This is a genomic window from Hyphomonadaceae bacterium ML37 (assembly GCA_027627685.1).
In the GTDB taxonomy this organism is placed as follows: Bacteria; Pseudomonadota; Alphaproteobacteria; order Caulobacterales; family Maricaulaceae; genus Oceanicaulis.
Genome location: CP091241.1, coordinates 2,641,716 through 2,662,556, shown reverse-complemented (window position 1 = coordinate 2,662,556; position 20,841 = coordinate 2,641,716). Strand labels below are relative to the sequence as shown.

Sequence of the window (20,841 nt, the reverse complement as noted above, 5' to 3'; positions counted from 1 at the left end):
ATCGTTTAGCTTCGGCGCAGTCACTCTAGTATCTATATTGACATGCGCAGCCTTGCCAGCCCGACCGTGTGCAGTGAGGTGCAGCCGCTGCGAGGCCTTCACCGGTTGAATTCATATTGCCTGGCGTTGACTAATTTGTTTCAATTTTGAGGCTGGGCCAGTCGGCTCGGACGAATCGGCGGTGGACATGGGCAAAACCATTCTGTTGACCCTTGGGCGGTTGCCGAAAGGGTTGGAATTGGCGCGATGCCTGCACGGGGCCGGCAACCGGGTGATCATTGCGGACCCCTTCGCCTTGCATCTTTCAAAGCCGTCCAGAGCTGTCGCGCGCTGCGTGACGACGCCGGCACCGGCGTCAGACCCTGAAACCTATCTGGACGCTCTGTGCCGGATCATCCGCGAGGAAGCGGTGGATCTGGTCATTCCCGTCTCCGAGGAAGTCATGCATGTGGCCGCTCTGGCCGGCCGTCTGCCCGAGACGACCGAGCTCCTGTGCGAACCGTTCGAACGCATCCTCACGCTTCATGACAAATTCGAGTTCATGGAAACCGTTGCTCGGGCCGGCTTGCGGGCGCCGCCGACCTGCCTGGGCGACAGCGCCGGGGCGGCGGCGCTGGCGGAGTGTGGCGAAACTGTCGTGAAGGCGCGATTTGGATGCGCGGGGTCGGGATTGCACTTTCTGCGCGCCGGCCAGGCCCTTCCCGATCAGCTCAGGTCTGCAGACTGGGTGGTGCAGCGCCGGATCAGGGGGCGTGAGCACAGCACACAATCATTCTGCCGCAACGGCGAGGTGCTGGCGCATGTCAATTATCGTGGTCTCATTTTCTCCGGAACCGTGGCGGTGTGCTTTGAGCAAGTGGCGCTTGCGGCCATTGATGAATGGGTTTCAAGGTTTGCCGAGCAGACCCGGTACACAGGGTTTGTCGCTTTTGATTTCATTGTTGACGCGGATGGAACGCCCTGGCCCCTCGAGTGCAACCCACGCCTGACCAGCGGTCTCCATTTCATGCGCCATGATGACCTCGCGGCGGTGATCATGGGACAGCCCATCGGCCATCAGGTGCGCCTGAAAGCCCAGCCGCGGTACCAGGAAAGTCATACCGCGCTGACCCGGGCCTACAGCCAGGCGCTCAGGCCCGGCGCGTTCTGGCGCATGTTGAAGACCATGGCCAGCGCCCGCGATGTGCTCTGGACAGCGGCCGATCCTTGGGTTTTTCCGCTGATGACGCCCATGTCATGGCCCGTCCTCAAGCAGGTGATCTTCCAGGGGCGCAGTTTCGGCGACGCAGCGACGCTGGACATCCAGTGGTATCCTGCGGGGCCAGTCCTGCTGCAGTCCGGCGCGCCGGCACATCAGGCGCCTGCGTTGTGACGCCTCACCCGCACATGGATCTGCTCAGCGGGGCGCGTCGTAAGGCGGGCGGAGGGGCGGACCTGGTCGCGCCCCAGGACGTCAAAATCAAACTGCTGCGCCAGGGTGGCCAGAATCAGTACCGCTTCCAGCGTGGCAAAGCCGGCTCCGACGCAGGTGTGCGGACCGGACCCGAAGGGGATATAGGCGTGGGGGTTTATCTCGGCCTCCCGGCCAGGCATGAAGCGATCCGGATCGAAATGATCGGGCCGGGACCAGTATTGCCGGTGGCGCTGCAGCGTCCAGGGCGAAATCATCAGCAGCGCCCCTTTTCGAACTGCGTAGGGGCCTATTCGTCCCGCCCGCATGGCCACGCGCGGCATGAAGGTGATCGGCGGGTACAAGCGAAGGGTTTCACGGAACACGCTGCGCGTGAAAAGCAATCTGCGCACGGCTTCGAAGCTGATGCCCCCCCCGTCGGACACGACGCTGACCTCGGCGCGCAACCGAGCCAGTATATCGGGCTGGATGGCCAGCAGGTAAAAAGCCCAGGTGAGCGCGCTGGCCGTGGTTTCATGTCCGGCCAGGAAGAAGACGCCCAGCTGGTCGATCAGCTCCTCTCGGTCAAAGGGTTGGCCGGTGTCGCTGTCGCGCGCGGCGATCACCTCGCTGGCGATGTCATCATAGGTGCCGTCTCCCGCTTCCAAATGGGTGTCGATCAAGGTGCCCAGGTGCTTGCGAATCCGGGAGCAGGCCGCCAGCACATCCGGGTCCTGCTCCGCCCGGGTCCAGGCCGGGTCGACGATAAGCCGCCATATCTTCACCTGAGCGACGCCCCGTTCGAAGATCGAAAAATCTTCAAACACGTCCCGCGAGATCTGGGAGCAGAGCGAGATGGAGAAAACCGTACGGCATATGATGTCTGCGGTGAGCTCGCTCATAATCTGATCGAGGGAGAGTGTTGCGCCCGCCTCAGCGGCGGCACCGAGGCGTTCGCAGCAATCTGCCGCTGCCGCCTGCATGGCGCCGAAAGCCAGGTTGAGGCGCATCTTGGAGAAGGCCGGATCGATCATGGCGCGCTGGCGCCGCCATTTGGGACCGTCCGAAACGAAAATGGAATCGCCGATGAGCGGCTCCAGCGCCCCCACCATCAGGTCGCTCTTGGGATAAAGCCCGTCCGTTTCATTGAGAATCTGACGCACCAGGTCAGGATCATTGAAAAGCTTGATGGAGCGGCGCGAAAAACCGAGCTCGCCGGCCTTCATGGAGAACGCCTCGCCGGGAAGCAGGCTGAGCAGGTCGCCGTCCCCGTGCCATACAGTGCGCATCAGCGACAGGATTGCCGGAAGCCGCGATGGCCGCGGCGGCCTGAAATCTCCTGCTGGCATGCCTGTCGCCTCCGTCCTGATACGAACACTTCAACTGGTTGGTGCTAAATCCATGTCTGCACATGACATCTTTGTTGTCTTCATCGTCCTTCACATCATCACGGGTGCGCCAGGACTGATCGTTTTCTGGGTGCCCGTCGCCGCCCGGAAAGGCGGCAAGCTTCATCGCCTGTCAGGCCGACTCTTCGCCATCGCCATGCTCATAACCGCGCTGGCCGCGGCCATCATGTCAAGCCTGACCTTGTGGCAGCCCATGGAGACCCACCCCCACCTGGCCGAGCATGCAGAGTTCTCCGATCCGGCGCTGGTGCGGGGGATATTTGGCTGGATGATGCTTTACCTGTCCATCCTGACCATCAATCTGGCCTGGTACGGCTGGCGGGCTGCCGTCAACAAGCATAATCACACGCGCAATCGCGACTGGGTCAACGGCATGCTGCAGCTGGTCTTGCTTGTCGCGTCAGCCCAATGCGCCCTGCAGGGCTTCAATCTGGGTCAACCGATGATGATCGGGATGTCGCTTGTGGGATTCGCCACTGTGGGCACCAATCTCTGGTTCCTTCTGAGGCGGAGCCCCGGACCGGTCGAGTGGTTGCTGGAGCACATAAAGGCTATCGTTGGAACGGGGATATCGGTCTATACGGCCTTCTTTGCCTTTGGTGCGGTCCGGTTGGTTCCCGAACTGGCGCTTGCGCCCGTGCTTTGGGCTGTGCCTTTGCTGATCGGGCTCGGCCTGATCCTGTACTACCGTCGCCAGGTCAGTCGGCGGTTCAGGGTCGGCAAGGCGTCAAGGCTGGCGACGTACGGACATTGAGCGGCTTCAGCGCGTCAATCCTCCTTCGCCGACTTGCCGAGCCGTCCGCGCACGCGGCGCAGGCCGATGAACAGCGCCAACGCGACCAGCGGAACGGCGGCGGCAGTGATGATCGCGGCGTCCAGCGGCAGGCCGAGCACCTCTGTGCCCTTGGCGAAGTAGGCGACCAGGCCGACGAGATAATAGGTGATGGCCGCGATCGAGAGCCCTTCCACCGTACGCTGGAGGCGCAGCTGGATCTTGGCGCGCCGCGCCATGGCGGCCAGAAGCTTGCGGCTGTCCTGCTGCTGGGTCAGGGCGACGCGCGTGGACAAGAGCTGTGTGACCCGCGCCAGGTGCTCCGACATGGATTCCAGCCGGTCAGAGACCGCCTCCACCGTGCTCATGGCCGGCGCCAGGCGGCGCTCGACGAACTCGGCAAAAGTCTGCAGGCCTTCCAGGCGCTCTTCGCGCAGCTCTTCGATGCGGGCCTGGACGATGCCGTAATAGGCCGCCGACGCGCCGAACCGGTAGCGGTGCTGGGAGTGGCGGCGCTCGATGTCCGACTGCAGGCGGGTGATCCGGTCCAGCAGGCCGCTTTCGTCGGAATGGATTCCATCGGCCATCTCGTGGGTGATGCCCGCCAGCTCCTGCTCGCGGTCGGTCATGACCCGCCCCAGATAGCGCGCCGCCGGGAGGCCGAGCAGCGCCATCATCCGGTAGGTGTCCATCTCCAGAAGGCTGCGCATCAGGCGCCCGGCCTGGATCGCCGACAGATTGCGATTGCGGATCAGATAGCGGTTAAAGCCGTCGCCATGGCTGCGGAAACTGGTCAGCGCCACCGCGCCGCCGGACGCAATGCGCGAGCCCACCAGCTCGGCGTCGCCGAACAGGCGGCGGGCGGTCTCATCCAGGGAGGAGTCGTCCTCGCCGGTGTCCAGCATCAGCACATGGGCGGCGAAAATCACCTGACCGGGCAGGCTGGCGAGCCAGTCGGCGGGCGCTTCGGCGATGGGCGGATTGTCGAAGGGGGCGCGTTCATCGCCCTTCTGGCGGATGAAGGTGTAGCGGGTAAACTCGGTATGGCGCTCCCAGATCACGCGCACGGGGCCGAGATGAGCGTTGTAGTGCGTGGCGCCTTCAGACGGCTCGGCGGCGCTGAAGCGCGCGGCCAGGGCGGCGATGGCGGCGCGGTCGGCGGCCTGTTCTTCCGGGCCGGTATAGAGCACCAGATAGGAGGCGCTGAGTGGCGCGGTGAGCGGCTGGGGCGGGCGGGCATGAACCTCCTCGCTGAGATCGACGCGGCGCGGATGGTTGGCAGGCAAGGTGAGGGCAGGCATCAGCTTCCTCCGGCCATGCGGCGCGTTTGCGCGCTGGCGCTTGTGTCGAGCCCTGCGGCCTGTGCAGCGAGGCGTATGATACCGGCCGTGCGGCCGGGGTCTTCTTCATGGGCGAGATGGCCGAGGCCCGGCAGCCGGACCTCCTGGCAGCCCGGAATGCGGCGGGCCGCTGCCCAGGCTTCGGCAGCCGGGGTGGCCCGGTCGTTCTCACCCAGCACAACGGTCGTCGGCGTGGTCACCCGGCACAGATCAGCCAGCAGGGGACGCAGCTTCCAGTGCGCCATCAGGCGCAGGGCCCCGGCCACATGGCCGGGCTGTTTGAGCAATTGCTGGTACAGCGCCACCCCTGCCTCATCGAGGCGGGAGCCGGTCTTGGCGATCAGGCGGGCGACGCTCGCGCTGTCGGCGCGCATGGAGAACAGGCGCGGGGTGAGCGGGTTGAGCAAAGCCATCCGGGCAAGTTTCGAGGCGATGCCGTCTGCCGCGCCGCCATAGGGCTGCAGCGCCGGGGCGAGGCCAATGAGCGCTCTGGGCTTGATCACCCCGTCCAGCGCCATGCGCAGGGCGATGGCCGCCCCGGCAGAATGGCCCGCCACGAGGGCGGGCGCGGTGTCGAGGCGCGCCATCATCGCGCCCAGCGCCTGGGCCACCAGCGGCAGTTCAGGCGCCTCCATCTGTCCGGAGAAGCCGTGGCCGGGCAGATCGGCCATGATGATCTCGAACTCGCCGCTGAGGTCGCGGGCCAGATGCGCGAAAGAGTGGGTCGAGGCCCCGGTGCCGTGGATGAGCAGGAGGACCGGTCCCTTGCCGACGCGCTGGACATGCCAGCTGACCCCGCCGGCCGCGACCATCTCGCTGGAGGCGCGGTGTGGCCAGTTATCGGGGATGCGCGCGAGGGTCATGCGGCGGCCGTCCGGGCGATATCAACCAGCGCGCCGGGATTGCCCGCGGGCAGGCGCACATAGCGCGCGGCCATATTCTGGGCGACCGATTTGGCTGTATCTGCGCCCCGCTTGGACACATCGACGATGATGGTGGCATGGCCCGCCGCGCGCAGGCGCCGTGCGGCATCATGCGCTTCAGCCTGGGCCACATCCCGTCCGCCGGTTCCGGCGCGCGTGACATTGGCGGCCCCGTCGGTGAGGAAAACCAGCGTCACGGTGCGTCCCTGCCGCGCGGCGGCGTGGGCGAGCGCTTCAGCGGCCTCAATGGCGGTGGCCAGCGGCGTGCCGCCGCCGCCGGGCAGGGCGGACAGGCATTTCTTGGCGCGGGTGAGCGAACGGGTGGGCGGGAGCAGCGTTTCGGCGGTGCTGCCGCGAAACGCGATGAGCGCCACTTGATCACGCCGCACATAGGATTCGGCCAGCATCAGCTCCACCGCGCCCTTGGCTTCGGACAGGCGGTTGAGCGCCAGAGAGCCCGAGGCGTCCACGACGAAGACGGTGAGCGTCTCGGCTTTCTGCTTGAAATGCTTGATGCGGAAGTCTTCGCGGCGGACCTCCAGCGCCGGGCCGGATTTCAGCCGGTCCCAGCCGCGCCGCCGCACGCGCCCCCAGGGAGCTGCGGCGCGCAAGGTCGCCAGGACATCCAGCTTGCGCCCTTCGCCCGGATCGCCGCGGCGCGTCCCGGCGGGCCGTCCGCGCTGGCCGCTCTTGCGCGTGGCGCCCGACTGGCCTGCGCTGCTGGCCCGGCTGGTCGACACGCCGGCTTCGAGGCGCGCCAGCAAGCCGGGTGGGATCGCGGCCTTGGCGGCTTCAGTGGTGATTTCGGTCAATTCATCCGGGGTCTGGGCGTTATCGGGTTGGTCGTCGGTTTGATCATCCGGCTCGGTATTGTCGTTCTGCGCCTCGTCGTCCTGGGGCGGCGCGTCGGGTTCGTTGTCCTGCGGCTGGTCGTCCGCCTGGTCTTCGTGGGGCAGATGCAAGGCGCGCGGCCCCAGCACCAGCCTTGCAGCCAGCGCCGCCTGTTCCTCGCCAATCTCGTCCAGACCGTCGAGCGCCGCTGCGGCGCGCGCGGCGCGCAGGGCCAGAAGGGGCGGGCGCAGGGAGTTGATCCCCAGCGCCGCGGCGGTCTGGGTCAGGGCGCGGTCCACATCGCCATTGAGCACGTGGGGCAGGCGCACCCGCGCCATGGCCACGGCCTCGCGGTCCAGATCAAACGCGCTGGTATTGAGATCGCTCAGGGACACGCCGGACAGATCGAGATGGAAGGCCAGGCGCTCGAGAAGCGCGCCGGGCGCGCTCTCATCCGGGTCGGCGCTTTCATCAAGGGCGATGATCATGGGCGCCGGATGGCTGTCGAGCGCCAGGGCCAGACGGGCCGCCAGCCCGGTCTCGGCGCGCTCGGCCATGGCCAGCACGCCAACGCCGTTTTGGATTTCGTCCAGCAGGCCTGCGCGATGCACGGCGTGTCCGGCTTTCAGGGTGGCGGCCAGATCGACGCCGCCCAGCAGCGCCTCATCACCCACGCCCGCCGGGATGCGCCGCCAGGGCGCGGTCTCGTTGACCAGATCGCGCAGCGTCTCCAGCCAGGCGTCCCGCGCCGGTCCGGCGCGGGCTCTCAGCACAGCGCCGCCGAGACCCGGATCCACCGCCAGCAGCGCGGCGGCCAGGCGCGCTTCGCCCCAGCCATCGCGCATATGGGCGGTCTCGCTCACGCGGCGAACGCCTCGGCAAGGCCGCGCTCGATGCGGACGGACGAGCCGGCCTCATCCAGCGGATCACGGCGCAGGCGATGGCGCAGGGCGGCGGGCGCCACGGCGCGCAAATGCTCCAGCGAAATCTCTTCCGACCCCTCCAGCGCGGCCTGCGCGCGCGCGGCCCGGATCAGGGTCAGCTCGCCGCGCAGCCCGTCCGCGCCCAGCGCCATGCAAATCTCCGAGGCGCGCCGCAGCACGGCGTCCGGCGTGCCGATTTTCACGACCAGCTTCTGAGCGGCGGCAACGCGTTCTCGCAGCGCGTCGCCGGCTTCAGTCCATGTCGCACAGAAGGCCAGAGGATCGCGCTCGAACGCATCGCGGCGGCGCACCACTTCGATGCGGTCTTCGATATCGCGCGGCGTGGCGACTTCCACCGACAGGCCGAACCGGTCGAGCAATTGCGGGCGCAGCTCGCCTTCTTCCGGGTTGCCGCTGCCGACAAGCACGAATTTGGCCGGATGGCGCACGCTCAGCCCGTCGCGCTCCACCACGTTCTCGCCGGTGGCCGCCACGTCCAGCAGCAGATCGACGATATGGTCCTCCAGCAGATTGACCTCGTCGATATAGAGAAATCCGCGATTGGCCCGCGCCAAGAGGCCGGGCTCGAACGCCTTCTCGCCCTTACGCAGCGCTTTTTCGATATCCAGCGCCCCAACCACCCGGTCCTCGGTCACGCCCAGCGGCAGATCGACCACAGGGGTCGGCTTGCGCACCACCGAGCCGCGCGACTTGGCGTCTCCGCCAATGGGATCGGAGCCCGGCGCCGAATTATAGGGGCAGTGCTCATAGGTCTCGATCCCGGGCAGCAGGCCGGCCAGCGCGCGCACGGCGGTGGACTTGGCGGTGCCGCGGTCGCCGAAGATCAACACCCCGCCCACTCTGGGTTCGACACAAGCGATCAGCAGAGCTTGCTTCATCTCCTCCTGCCCGACAATGGCGGGGAAGGGAAAGGATAGGGTCATGGATGCGCCTCGGTTCGTCAGAATGGGAAGTGTCTAGCAAATTGGACACTCGCACAATTTTTTTCGTCTGACACCGGCGCGTCGCGCGGTTTTTCAAATTCCGCTGTCATTGACGATTCGCGCGCGATGCAGGCTTGACCATCATATGCAACGCCGCGATCCTCCACGCCGTCAAAGGGGCGGGGATCATGAAAAAACTTCTGTTGGGCGCGGCCGGCATCGTGGCCGTGGCGATCGGCGCGGGCGCGCTCTACGTCAATCTGTCCACGATCGGGCAGATTTATCTGCCCAGCGGAACCGGCATCACCGCCAAGCAGGTGTGCTCGCTGGTCTTCGTGTCGGGGCTTGAGCCCGAACGGGCCCAGGCGCTGTACACTGATCCGCTGCTGGGCCCGGCCTTGCCGCTGGTGAGCGTGTCGGTGGATGAGGCCGCCCGCGAGGCGCAGGCCAGCGTGCTCGGGCTCGCCTGGCGCCAGCGCGCGGTATACCGCGACGGTCTCGGCTGCACGCTGGTGCATGGATCGGGCGCTTTTGACGCCGCCCTGTCCATGCCGGAACGCCCGGCTGATTCGGCGCAGATCGACGCCGCCCATCGTGACGCGCATTTCGACGCTGCGGCGCTTGACGCCGCGCTGGACGCGGCGTTCGCGGACGATGGCCGCAACACGCTGGCGGCTCTGGTGATGCATGACGGGCGGATCGTCGCCGAGCGCTATGCCGACGGCGTCACACACGAGACGCCGCTGCATGGCTGGTCGATGACTAAATCGCTGGCGGCCACCATGGCCGGCGTGCTGGTCCAGCGCGGCCTGATCGATATTCATGCCCAGGGCCAGGTCCCGGCGCTGGCCGAGGCCGGGCGGCCTGAGACCACGATCGATCATTTGCTGCGCATGACCGGCGGGCTGGCCGGGTATGAAGGCAATGACGGCACGGACCCCACGTCGCAGATGCTGTTCACCCAAAGCGACATGGCCATGTTCGCCGCCACGCGCGATGTGATCGCCGCGCCCGGCGAGCGCTGGGACTATCAGTCCGGCAACACGATTCTCGCCGGTTCGGCGCTGGAGCCGTATCTCGGTGATTCGCCTGCGGCCGTCATCGAAACCGTCCGCGCCTGGCTGTTCGAGCCGCTGTCGATGAACACGGCCATTCTCGAAGCGGACGAGTCCGGAACCCAGAAATGGTCCAGCTACATGTACGCCAGCGCCCGCGACTGGGCGCGGCTGGGCCAGCTTTATCTCAATGACGGGCGCGCGCCGGACGGGACACAGATCATTCCGGAAAACTGGGCCGCCTATGTCTCCGAGCCCACGCCGGGATCGGATGGTCAGTACGGATCGGGCTTCTGGATGTTCCCCACGGGCCTGCCCGAGGGCACGTTCATCATGAGCGGATTTCAGGGCCAGAACGCCTTTGTCGTCCCCGCTGAAGACCTTGTGGTGGTGCGCCTGGGCGCAACGAATTACCAGCGCACCGGGGCAGGCGATTTCGCCAACGCCGTCGTGGCCGCGCGCCGCGCGCCGGAACCGGTGGAGAGCGCGCCAGTGGCTGAGGCGCCGGCCCCTGAGCAGGACACGCCCGACACGCCGTGAGAGCCGGTGCGTTCGCACGACTGAACGTCCCGGACCGGCCGCGCTCAAGGATGCAAGGCGTCGAAGGCCAAAGTGAAATTGGAGCCGCCAAACTCCGCCATCAGCCGGGCGTGCTCGCTCTCGCTGATGCGCTGGATTTCGCACAGGCACCAGATATCGCCGTCCCAGGTAAAGTGCGGCGTGTCCAGCGTCTTGATGTAGGCGGTGCGGCCAGGGCTTTCGATCCGGTTGAGCGACACGGTCATGGCCAGCTCGCCCTGGAAAATGCCGGTGCTTTCCCAACGTTCGGTCACGCAATCGACGTCCGGCCCGAACAGGCCGTAGATGCTGCGTCCGCGCAGGTCGCTGGCCTCGACGCCAATCTCGCTCAGGGCGCGGGCGTTGAACTCGATGAACACGGCGCCGGGCCCCACCAGAGACGCCGGCCAGAGCGCATTGCGAACCCGGGCGCGCGCCACCAGGTCCTGCTTGCCCGCCGCGCGCTGGCGGTAGAGGTCACGGATGCGCTGGCGCAGCCTGAAGGCGGGCGCGTCCTGGCCGCGTTCCCATCGCGACACCGTCGTCTGATCCACGCCCAGCCAGGCCGCCAGCGCGGTCTGTGTCAGGTTCTCGCGCGAGCGCACGCTCTTGATCAGACGCGGCCAGTAGCTTTCCCCCTCGATCATGGAAGCCTCCTTGCTCGCTGGTCCCATTGTCTACCTGTCATGTGACAGTCGTGTGACGCCTGGCGCAGTCCCGCCGGTCCCGCCCCTGAACGTATTGCAGGCGCGCAGGCGGTTATAGGCGCTTGCGTTACGGAAAGTTTTCGGCGCCTTGGCGCGCCTGTCACAACAATGATGCAAACCGGTCCCGCCATTCGGCCCAGGAGGGGACCCATGACCCGATTCAAGACCGCCATTCGTTTCGCCAGCTGCCTCATCGCCGTGAGCGCGCTGACCCCGGGGGCTTTCGCCGACTCCGACGCCGCCATCGAGGCCGCCGTCCAGGCGGCTGCCGGCGAGGAGACGGACGCCCGGCCCGTGCGCCAGACGCCCGACGCCGACACCATCACGGTCTACAGCCGGGTGCCCCAGCGCCTGGATCAGGTGGGGTCCGCCGCCAGCCTGTTCACCGCCGAGGATATCGAGTTGCAGGATTTGCGGGTGCTGGACGACGTGCTGCAGCGCCTGCCGGGCGTGGCGGTCACGCGCTCGGGCGGGTTCGGTCAGAACACCCAGGTGCGCATGCGCGGCTTCACCACCAAGCACACCCTGATCCTGGTGGATGGCGTACGAATGAATAATCCGTCCGAGTTCTCCAACCAGTTCGGCATTTCCCACGTCATGCTGGACATGATCGAGCGGGTTGAAGTGCTGCGCGGCCCGCAATCGGGCCTCTACGGCGCCGAAGCGGTGGCCGGCGTGATCTCCATCACCACCAAGCGCGGGCGCGGCGAACCGGACTTCCGCCTGATGGGCGGGTATGGCACGCATAACACGGTCCAGGCCGGCATCGGCTCGCAGGGCGAGATTGGCGATTTCGGCTACGCCGCCTCAGTCTCCTTCATCGAAACCGACGGCATCTCCATCGCCAGCCGCGCGCCGGGCAATGTGGAGGATGACGGCTATCGCAATACGACGGCCTCGTTCAATCTCGACTATCGCCCGCGCGAGGGCCTGGAGCTGCGCAGCGGCGTGCGGTTCGCGCAGGCGGTGAATGAGACCGACAACGCTTTCCTGTTCGGCGATCCTGTGCTGCCCAACTTCCTGTTTCAGGATTCAGAGGGCTATATCGACAGCGATCAGCTGATCGTGAATGCGGGCTTTACCGCTGACTCGCTCGGCGGGCGGCTCATCCATGACGGCCAGATCGCCTACACCCGCCTGGACAGCCTGAGCGAGGCGCCCGCCAGCGCGTCCGACAGCGTGGGCGAGCGGCGCGAGATCCAGTACTTCGCCACCTGGCAATTTGATGGCGCCGGCCCGTATCTGGGATCGGAGTCGTTCTTCCTGGCGGGCGTGAACCACACAAGCGACAGCGCCCAGTTCCGCAGCCTGCGCGGCGCGCCGTTCGCGGCGATCGACGAGAGTGTCGATAATCTGGGCGTCTACGCCAATTTCAACTGGCAGATCGCCGAAGATTTGTTCCTTTCCCTGTCCGGGCGCCATGACGAGAACGAGTTGTTCGGCGGCGTGCGCACCGGCCGTGCGGCGGTGTCGTGGGGCGTGCCCCAGAGCCTGACCGGCGAGGCAAGCGTGCGGCTGCGCGCCTCCTATGGCACGGGCCGCGAGGCGCCGAGCCTGCGCCAGCTGCTGGGTCAGTCGGCGACCTTCCAGGGCAATCCCGATCTGCTGCCGGAAGAGACCTGGATGGTGGACGCGGGCATCGACCTCATCTCGCCGGGCGGGGGCTACTCCCTTTCGGTCACCGGTTATATCGGCGAAGCTGACAATGGCATTTTCTCGGTGTTCAATCCGGCGCTCGGCGTCAGCAGCCCGCAGAACATCGCCAGCGTGGTGGAGATGGACGGGATCGAGGTCGAGGCCGGCGCCCAACTGACCGACTGGCTCGATCTGACCCTGGCCTACACCAATGCCCGTTCCGTGATCGCCGCCACCGGCGTGCAGCTGTTCGGCCGGCCTGAGCACGAGTTCAGCTTCGCCTTCACCGCCCGCGCCACCGAACGCCTGAACCTGACCTTTGATGGTTATGCGCGCAGCGATTTCCTGTCAGATTTCCCCTCCACCTTCGAGATGCCGGGGTTTGAGCTGTTCAACGCGTCGGTGCGCTACCAGCTCAATGACGCCGTCACCCTGCAGGGCGCGGTGAAGAATATTCTCGACACCGAGTATGAGTACAAGCTGGGCGACGGGACCTATGGGCGCACGTTTGATGTGCGCATTTCAGTGCGGTTCTAGAGTTCTGACCGACTGCAGACCCACAGCCATGGACAGGATGATCCGATGAAGACGATCCTACAGGCGTCCGCCGCCTTCTCCTGCCTCTGGCTCGCGGCCTGCTCGGCGCCCGAAGGCGCGCCGGGCGTGGCGCCCGCCCCGCCCGCGACGGCGCAGCCCGCCCGTGCGGCCTTGCCTGAACCGCTCATCCCGGCTGTGACGCCGGACGGTCAGATCATCCCGGACGTGCTGCGCTGCCTGCATAGTCAGGGCGCGGCGCTGATCAGCGCCCATCGCGGCGGCTGGGGTCCAGGCTATCCGGAGAACGCGATCGAAACCGCCGCCTACACCCTGTCGCGCGGACCGATGATTCTGGAGATCGATGTCAGGCGTACAGCGGACGGGGTGATCATCGCCCTGCATGACGACACGCTGGAGCGCACCACGAACGGCGCCGGCGCGGTCAGCGAGATGGATTTCGCTGATCTGGCCGATGTGCGCCTGGTCGACCAGGACGGGGCAGTGACGGACTTCGCCATTCCTGCCCTGGAGGAAGTGCTGGACTGGGCGCGCGGACGGGCTTTCGTCCAGCTGGATGTGAAGTCCAGCGTGCCCGTCGAAGAGGTGGCCGCCGCCGTGGTGGAGGCTGACGCCATCGGCTACGCCGCCGTGATTGTTTATTCCGCCGAAGAGGCTATCCGCGCCGCAGGCGTGGACCCGCGCGTGGCGATTTCGGTGGAGGTCCAGGATCAGGACCGTCTCGATACGCTGATGGCTGCCGGAGTGGCGCCGGAGCGTCTGATGGCCTGGACCGGGGTGCACCGTGCACCCGTGCCTGACATCTGGGACATGCTGCATGCGGCGGACATCCCGGTCGCGTTCGGCGCGCTCTGGTATATCGATGCTGATGTGCGCGAGAGCGGGGATGTCTCCATCTATCGCGACATCGCCGATGGCGGCGTGGTGGTCATTGCCACCGACATCCACTGGACCGCCTATGAGGCGCTCAGTGAACGCCAGGACACGCTGGCCGCGTTCCGGGCCTGCACGGCGGGATAAGCGACGGGCGGCGGTATCGCCCACGGGAAAAAAACGTCGTTGCGCATTCAAACGCTTGCCCGAAATCTCGCCGGTCAGCGCGCGAATCCGGCCTCGGCGCGCTTCAGTTTTTCGCGCGGATGGGGTATCCCGCAGGCCTACATCACGCTCACGACAGAAAGCCGACGCCATGATTCGCACACTCTCTATGCCCTGGATTCGCGCCGCCTGCGCGCTGGCCGCAGCCGGGTTCCTGGCCGCCTGCTCGCCGGACGCCGCGCCGCCGGCGGACGCTCCGGACGCGCCCCCCGCCACTCAGGATGCACCTTCCAATGGGGACATGCCGGCTGGCGATCCGGCCCCTGCCGAAACGGCCCCGGCCATGGACGACGCGCCTGCCAGCGCAGAGGCCCCTGCGGCAGATCCTGCCGGTCCGAGCGGCGCCACGGTCGCCGAGGATGATATCGCAGTGCGTTTTGCGGTTCTGGGCGACGCCGAGCCCAAGCCGTGCGCGCTGTTTCCCGGCGTGGAAGCGGCGGTGCTGGACGTGAACGCGCTGGCGCAAGCGGGCCGCATCGATTTCGTGCTCGGCGTCGGTGATCTCGCCCACAAGGGCACGGAGATCCAGTACGAGAACGTCACCCCGGCCCTGCAATCGCTGACCGCGCCCTTCTATCCCATCATGGGCAATGAGGAGCATGGCGATACGGTCGAACGCTTCCTGGAGTTCGCCGGCCAGTGGAACCCTGAAGTGACCGAGGCCAGCTACACGCTGGAGCGCGGGCCGGTGACCTTCGTGATGGCCTCACCCGATTTCAGCCGCCAGTTCAACGATGAGAGCATTGACTGGATCCTGGAACAGGTGCGCGCCGCCGCGCCGCGCCCGGTCTTCCTGGTGGTGCATGGCGCGCAGGTGGGCGTGTATGCGGAGAACCCTGACAAAGGCGTGGAGAACCCGCGCTTCCTCGAGATCGTCGCCGAGCCCAATCTGGCCGCGGTGATTTCCGGCGATCTGCACATGGACATGGACCGGGTGCGGCACTCGCTGGAGATCGAGGGCGTGCACTATTTCCACATCCCCGGGCTGGAGCGCACCAAAATCCCAGACGAGACCAATCACACGCCGATGTTCCGCGTGTTCACCGTCACGAATGACGGCGAGGTTTGGGTGGACACCTACCAGACGGGCGTCGCCGAGCCGCTGGCGCGTCACGCCTACCGCTTCTCTCTGAACGGCGAGACGCGCTAGACGCGTCAGCCTCAGACAGCCTGCCTGACAGCCCCGTGCGCCTTGGATTACATCCGGCGCGCGGGGTTTTTTATGGGCCGGGCGCCGGCCTCAGATACTGTCTGTCTTTCCCCGCCGTGTCCCATTTTGTTCATTGATCCGTCACCGACGTGAAGCGGTGCTGTCAAATTCGCCGACTATGGTCTGGCTCCGATCGGGTGCATCGGGCGCCCTGTACGGGGGCATTCATGACACGACTTGCACGCATGCTTGGGGCCGCGTCCGCGCTGGCGCTCGCGACCGCCGCAGCGGCCAATGCCGGTGAGATCACCGGGCGGGTGACCGAAGCCACGGGTACGATCGGCCTTCAGGGCGCGATCATCCGGATCGTCGAGACCGGCCAGACAGCGACGACGCAACAGGATGGGACCTACCGCTTCGCCAATGTGCGGCCGGGCGACTACACGGTTGTGGTGAGCTATCTGGGCGCGGAGGACATGACGCGCGGCGTGGTGCTCTCGACCGAAACCGAGACGGTTGAAACCAGCTTCCGCATCGGCGCGGACCTGTCAGTCACCGACAACGTGCTGGTCATCGGCCAGCGCGGCCAGCTCACCAGCGCGATCAATCGCCAGCGCTCGTCGAACTCGGTGCTCACGGTGCTGTCGTCTGACGCCATCGGGGCCATCCCGGACGAGAACGTCGCCGAGGCGGCGCGCCGCGCGCCGGGCGTCAACGTGCTCAACGACCAGGGCGAAGGCCGCTTTGTGTCTGTCCGGGGCCTGGATCCGAACTTCGTGACGTCGAGCTTCAACGGTGTGCGCCTGCCCTCGCCGGAGGCGGGCGACCGCCAGGTGCCGCTGGACGTGATCGATTCCGAAATCCTGTCATCCATCGCCATCTCCAAGACGCTGACCCCGGAAATGAACGGCGACACGGTCGGCGGCAATATCGATATTGAAACGCTCTCGGGCCTGAGCCGGAATGACCGCCTCGTGCGCCTGAACGCGGCGGGCATCTACACCGATCTGGTGGACGAGACCGGGTATCGCGGCTCGCTGACCTTCGCCGACCAGTTCGCCGATGGCCGCTTCGGGATCGCGGCGTCGCTGGCGCATCAGAACCGCCCGTTTGGGTCGGACAATTTCGAGACCGGCGCGGAATGGGAGACCAACCCGGCCTTCTACCCGCTGGAAGTGGAGCTGCGCGACTATCTGGTCGAGCGCGAGCGCACGACCTTCGCGCTCAATCTCGATTTTGCGCCGGATGACAACACCCGCATCTACCTGCGCTCGCTGTACTCCGACTTCTCCGACCAGGAATACCGCACCACGGCGGTGATCCCGTTCGAGGACGGCGTGCTGGATCCGTCCAGCGCGGGCAATACCGCGATCATCCGCGCCGAGCCGGGCGACGAGATCGAGATCGAGCGCGAGCTGAAGGACCGTCTGGAAATCCAGCGCATCTACTCGGTGGCGGTGGGCGGCGAGCGCACCGCCGGCCTGTGGACCTTCGACGCCCAGGCCGCGTACTCGCAGGCGGAAGAGATCGAGGACAACGCGCTGTACAGCGTGTTCGTCCAGGAGCTCGACGCCGGCGCCTTCACCATCGACTCGCGCAATGGCGAGCTGCCGCGCATCTCCCTCGACGGCGACGCGTCGGCGGCCTGGAATGACGCCTCGGGTTATGAGTTCGACGGGTTCGAACTGGTCGATGGCGCGAGCCGCGACGAGGAGTGGTCATTCGACTTCAACGCCGAACGCGAAACCTATCTGTTCGGCGGCCCGGGCTCGATCAAGTTCGGCGGCGCGATCCGCCTGCGCGAGAAGGGCTTTGAGGCCGATGTGACCTTCTTTGAGGATTTCGCGGGCGGCGATCTGTTCCTGTCCCAGTTCCTCGGAGAGGTGGACTATTCGCTGGCGCCGTTCGGTCCGGCGGTGGACGGTCCGGCGATCCGCACCTTCTTCAACAACAATCGCAGCCAGTTCGACATCAACGACATCGACACGGCCATCGACAGCAATGCCGAGACCTATTCGGCGCAGGAAGACGTGTTCGCCGGCTATCTGATGCACACGCTGGATGTGGATGCGCTGCGCATTGTCTACGGCGTGCGGGTCGAGCGCACCGACTTCACCTCCACCGGCAACCAGGTCGACATCATCGAGGGTGGCGAGACGGTCAATGGCGTGTTCTACGCCGATGATACGGTGCTGGTGTCCCAGATCACCGCCGACAATCGCTACACCGACTGGCTGCCCAGCGTGAACCTGCGCTACGCGTTCAATGACCGGCTGATCGGCCGCGCAGCCTATTTCGCGTCTATCGTCCGTCCGAACCCGGAGCAGGCGACGGCGCGCGTGGCCATCGAGCGCTCCGGCGGCGATGTCGAAGGCGAGGCGGGCAATCCCGATCTGGTGCGCGCCCAGGCGGACAATTTCGATCTGGCGTTCGAATACTATCCCAACAACGACTCGGTGCTGTCGGCCAACCTGTTCTACAAGCGCATCGAAAACTTCATCGGCGAGACCACGTTCGACAACACCGTCGTCAACGGCGTGACCTTCGATGAAGTGTCGACCTTCATCAATCTCGATGACGCTGAAATCCTCGGGATCGAGTTCAACTACCAGCAGGCCCTGACCATGCTGCCGGGACCCCTCTCGGACCTGATCGTCTCGGCCAACTACACCTGGGTGGACTCCGAAGTGACCCTTCCCGATGGCCGCACGATCACCGTGCCGGGACAGGCGCAGAACGTGGCCAGCCTGGTGCTGGGCTATGAAAACGGACCGCTGGACCTGCGCGCCGCGGCCACCTATCGCGACCGCTTCCTGGACGGGATCAATGAGGGCGGGGACGGCATCGACCGCTTCGCTCAGGACCATCTCGGCCTGGACATCTCGGTCAAGTACCGCTTCACCGAGCAGCTGCGCGCCTTCCTGGAATTCAAGAACCTGCGTGACGAGCCCTTCGTCGCCGTGGTCAATCAGGGCGGACGCAATCTGAGCTCCCAGTACGAGGAATACGGCTGGACCGCCCTGTTCGGGTTCCAGTTCACTTACTAAGGCCGGCTCGCCGGAACGTGAGGCCCCCCGGAACCGGCGTTCCGGGGGGTTTTATGTCCTGGCATGCCTCGCCGCGCTTCCTCGCTCTTGCTGCGCCCTTGAGCTGCGTCCAGTCTGGCGCAAAGGGAGTCTGTCATGACCCACTGGACCTGTCGGGCCGCCGCCGCGGCGCTTTGTCTGGCGCTGGCCGCCTGCGGACAGCCATCACGCGATGATGGCGCGGTCCTGCATCGCGGCAATACGATTGAACCGGGCACGCTCGATCCGCACCGGGCGCTGATCACCAATGAGCAGGCGATCATCTATGATCTCTTCCTCGGCCTGGCCCAGCCCGGCCCCGACGGGCGGCCGGTCCCCGGTCTCGCGGACAGCTGGACCGTCAGCGAGGATGGCCTCGAATGGGTGTTTCATTTGCGCGCGGCGAGCTGGTCCGACGGCCAGCCCATCACGGCGGATGACGTGGTCGGCAGCCTGCGCCGCACGCTCGACGCGGCGACGCTCAACCCGTTTCCAGCGCTGCTGTTCTCCATCGAGAATGCGTCGGCGGTGAATGCCGGCGAGGCGCCGCCCGAGGCGCTGGGGGCGCAGGCCATCGACCCGCGCACCGTGCGGCTGACGCTGGCTTATCCCGCCCCCTACCTGCTTGACGTGCTGATGCAGAGCACCGCCGTGCCCGTGCCCCTGCAGGTCATCGCCGAGCATGGCGAGCACTGGACGCGGCCGGAGAACATGGTGGTCAGCGGGCCGTATCGGCTGGCGTCCTGGCGCTCGTTTGAACATATCCGCCTGGTGCGCAATGAAGCCTTCCATGAAGCGGACGCCGCCTGCATCGACACGGTGTATTACTACCCCACTGTTGACGCCGCCGCCGCCGAACGCCGGGTGCGCAATGGAGAGCTCGACCTGAACACGGACTATCTCGCCAGCAATGACGCCTTCCTGCGCCGCGAGGCGCCGGATCTGGTGCGCTCGGTCCCGGGCCGGGTTTTGCGCATGCTGACGCTGAACACGGCCCGGCCGCCGTTTGACGATGTGCGGGCGCGCCGCGCGGTGGCCCTGGCGATCGACCGCGATTTCATCGCCGATCAGGTGCTGGCCGGCGCCGACCGCGCGGCGTTTCAGTTCATGCCCGATGACGTGCCCGGACGCACCGGCCCGGCGCGGATGAGCCAGGCGGACGAGCCCATGGAGGCGCGCCGCATCGCCGCCCGGGCGCTGCTGGCCGAGGCCGGCTGGGGGCCGGACAATCCCTTGCGGCTCACCTTCTCCCACCAGCCTGCGGCCAGCTGGCCGCGCCTCGCCCCGGTGATCCAGGCCGATCTGACCGCCATCGCGCCCTGGGTGAGCGTGGAGATCGAGACCGCCGACACGCCGATCCATTATGCCCAGATGCAGGCGGGCGATTTCGACATCGCCAGCGATGGCTGGGCGCCCTATTTCGACGATGCCTACGGCTATCTCATGGTCACCGAAAGCGCGGCGGGCGAGTATAATTACTCGCGCTGGACCGACCCCGAATTCGACGCCCTGCTGACCCGCTCCCATTTCGAGCTGGACGAAAGAGAGCGCGGCGCCCTGCTGGCTGAGGCCGAGCAGAGGCTGCTCGACAGCGCCCACTACATCCCGGTCTTCTTCGAAAACCAGCGCGCCCTTGTCAGTCCGCGCGTCGAAGGCTGGACCGCCCACGCCCGGGTGATCAATCCGACGCGATGGCTGTGTGTGGGGGAGGGGGATTAGGGTCTCCACCCATGCCTTTCAGGGCGTCTAAATCTCGCCCCGGTCGATCTGGTGATCCCGGCGACGGGTCGCGACCCTAATCGCAATCAGCAAACCCGCTCGTCGTGCAACGCTCCGCCCGGGCGATGGCCTGGGCGATTTGGTCCGGCGTCAGGTCATCAGCGAGGCGGTCGAGGTCACGGTTCGCCAGGTCATGGCCGATGTCCGCCGCGATGATCAGGAAAGTCAGGGCGGACACGCCATCGGGCTCCCCGCGACTGCCCGTTAAATAAGAGACTGCCAGATTATAGCAGCCCAGCCCTATGCCGCTCATGCAACCCTGTCGAAACAGGGCCGCCGCCCGCGTCTCGTCGGCCGTGACCCCTTGTCCGAGGCTATACATCACCCCGAGATTGACGCATCCGGTGTCGTCGCCGGCGTCACAGGCCTGGCCAAAGAGTATGGCGGCGCGCGATTGATCCTGCGCGACGCCCTGACCATTGCGATGCAGCACCCCGAGATTCAGGCAGCCCAGAGCCACCCCGCCATCGCACGCGGCTTCGTACAGTTCGGCGGCCCTTGCCTCGTCCTGCGCGACGCCGCGGCCGTCAGCGAGCAGGACGGCGGCATTGTAGCAACCGTCCATGTCCTCACTGTCGCAGGACAGGCGATAATACCCATAGGCGCGGGCCGCATCCTGCGCGACCCCGAGGCCATTGTCGTAGAGGTATCCCAGATTGCTGCAGCTTCTCGAATGCCCGCTCTGGCAAGCCTGCCTGTAGAGCCCG

15 protein-coding genes are annotated in these 20,841 nt (G+C 66.3%); 8 read left to right on the top strand and 7 right to left on the bottom strand.

Annotated features, from left to right (window positions below):
• The first annotated feature begins 334 nt into the window (after positions 1-334).
• The gene (locus tag L2D01_13130) at positions 335-1,372 is read left to right on the top strand and encodes an ATP-grasp domain-containing protein (GenBank protein ID WBQ09816.1); all 1,038 of its coding nucleotides are present in this window, start codon (positions 335-337) and stop codon (positions 1,370-1,372) included.
• On the opposite strand, the gene L2D01_13125 is transcribed toward L2D01_13130, so the two are convergent.
• Positions 1,354-2,616, bottom strand: a complete 1,263-nt coding sequence (locus tag L2D01_13125; protein ID WBQ11650.1) for a cytochrome P450 — start codon at positions 2,614-2,616, stop codon at positions 1,354-1,356. The genes L2D01_13130 and L2D01_13125 overlap by 19 nt on opposite strands.
• On the opposite strand from L2D01_13125, the gene L2D01_13120 reads away from it, so the two are divergent.
• The gene (locus L2D01_13120) at positions 2,576-3,553 is read left to right on the top strand and encodes a DUF2306 domain-containing protein (GenBank protein WBQ11662.1); all 978 of its coding nucleotides are present in this window, start codon (positions 2,576-2,578) and stop codon (positions 3,551-3,553) included. The genes L2D01_13125 and L2D01_13120 overlap by 41 nt on opposite strands.
• 14 nt (positions 3,554-3,567) lie before the next feature.
• Here L2D01_13120 and L2D01_13115 read toward each other — a convergent pair whose 3' ends face one another.
• Genes L2D01_13115 through bchI form a run of 4 tightly spaced genes read right to left on the bottom strand, consistent with a single transcriptional unit; the run spans position 3,568 to position 8,532 of the window.
• On the bottom strand, positions 3,568-4,872 hold the full coding sequence (locus tag L2D01_13115) for a DUF3422 domain-containing protein (GenBank protein WBQ09815.1): 1,305 nt from the start codon (positions 4,870-4,872) through the stop codon (positions 3,568-3,570).
• A complete protein-coding gene (locus tag L2D01_13110) occupies positions 4,872-5,774 on the bottom strand; it encodes an alpha/beta fold hydrolase (protein ID WBQ09814.1) in 903 nt (300 codons plus the stop codon). Before L2D01_13110 ends, L2D01_13115 begins: the two co-directional genes overlap by 1 nt.
• Positions 5,771-7,528, bottom strand: coding sequence for a magnesium chelatase subunit D (locus L2D01_13105; protein WBQ09813.1), 1,758 nt, complete (start codon positions 7,526-7,528; stop codon positions 5,771-5,773). Before L2D01_13105 ends, L2D01_13110 begins: the two co-directional genes overlap by 4 nt.
• Entirely contained in the window at positions 7,525-8,532 is a 1,008-nt protein-coding gene (bchI, locus tag L2D01_13100) for a magnesium chelatase ATPase subunit I (protein ID WBQ09812.1), read from the bottom strand. Before bchI ends, L2D01_13105 begins: the two co-directional genes overlap by 4 nt.
• 188 nt (positions 8,533-8,720) lie before the next feature.
• Here bchI and L2D01_13095 point away from each other — a divergent pair, with 188 nt between their 5' ends.
• Positions 8,721-10,127 carry a beta-lactamase family protein gene (locus L2D01_13095; protein WBQ09811.1) on the top strand — a complete coding sequence of 469 codons (1,407 nt, stop codon included), beginning with the start codon at positions 8,721-8,723 and terminating at the stop codon, positions 10,125-10,127.
• A gap of 44 nt (positions 10,128-10,171) precedes the next feature.
• Here the strand turns inward: L2D01_13095 and L2D01_13090 are convergent, their stop codons facing one another.
• Positions 10,172-10,792, bottom strand: coding sequence for a helix-turn-helix domain-containing protein (locus L2D01_13090; protein ID WBQ09810.1), 621 nt, complete (start codon positions 10,790-10,792; stop codon positions 10,172-10,174).
• 210 nt (positions 10,793-11,002) lie between these two features.
• On the opposite strand from L2D01_13090, the gene L2D01_13085 reads away from it, so the two are divergent.
• The 5 genes from L2D01_13085 (at position 11,003) to L2D01_13065 (ending at position 20,074) form a co-directional block, all read left to right on the top strand.
• Positions 11,003-13,024, top strand: a complete 2,022-nt coding sequence (locus L2D01_13085) for a TonB-dependent receptor (GenBank protein WBQ09809.1) — start codon at positions 11,003-11,005, stop codon at positions 13,022-13,024.
• Positions 13,025-13,069: 45 nt separating this feature from the next.
• Entirely contained in the window at positions 13,070-14,062 is a 993-nt protein-coding gene (locus L2D01_13080; protein ID WBQ09808.1) for a glycerophosphodiester phosphodiesterase family protein, read from the top strand.
• A 361-nt stretch (positions 14,063-14,423) separates the two neighbouring features.
• Positions 14,424-15,290 (top strand): metallophosphoesterase, encoded by an 867-nt coding sequence (locus L2D01_13075; protein WBQ11649.1) that lies wholly within the window; start codon positions 14,424-14,426, stop codon positions 15,288-15,290.
• 227 nt (positions 15,291-15,517) lie between these two features.
• A complete protein-coding gene (locus L2D01_13070) occupies positions 15,518-18,337 on the top strand; it encodes a TonB-dependent receptor (GenBank protein WBQ09807.1) in 2,820 nt (939 codons plus the stop codon).
• Positions 18,338-18,472: 135 nt separating this feature from the next.
• Positions 18,473-20,074: a peptide ABC transporter substrate-binding protein gene (locus L2D01_13065; GenBank protein WBQ09806.1), complete on the top strand. Its 1,602-nt coding sequence runs from the start codon at positions 18,473-18,475 to the stop codon at positions 20,072-20,074.
• A gap of 76 nt (positions 20,075-20,150) precedes the next feature.
• Here the strand turns inward: L2D01_13065 and L2D01_13060 are convergent, their stop codons facing one another.
• Positions 20,151-20,699 carry a sel1 repeat family protein gene (locus L2D01_13060; protein ID WBQ09805.1) on the bottom strand — a complete coding sequence of 183 codons (549 nt, stop codon included), beginning with the start codon at positions 20,697-20,699 and terminating at the stop codon, positions 20,151-20,153.
• Positions 20,700-20,841: the final 142 nt, after the last annotated feature.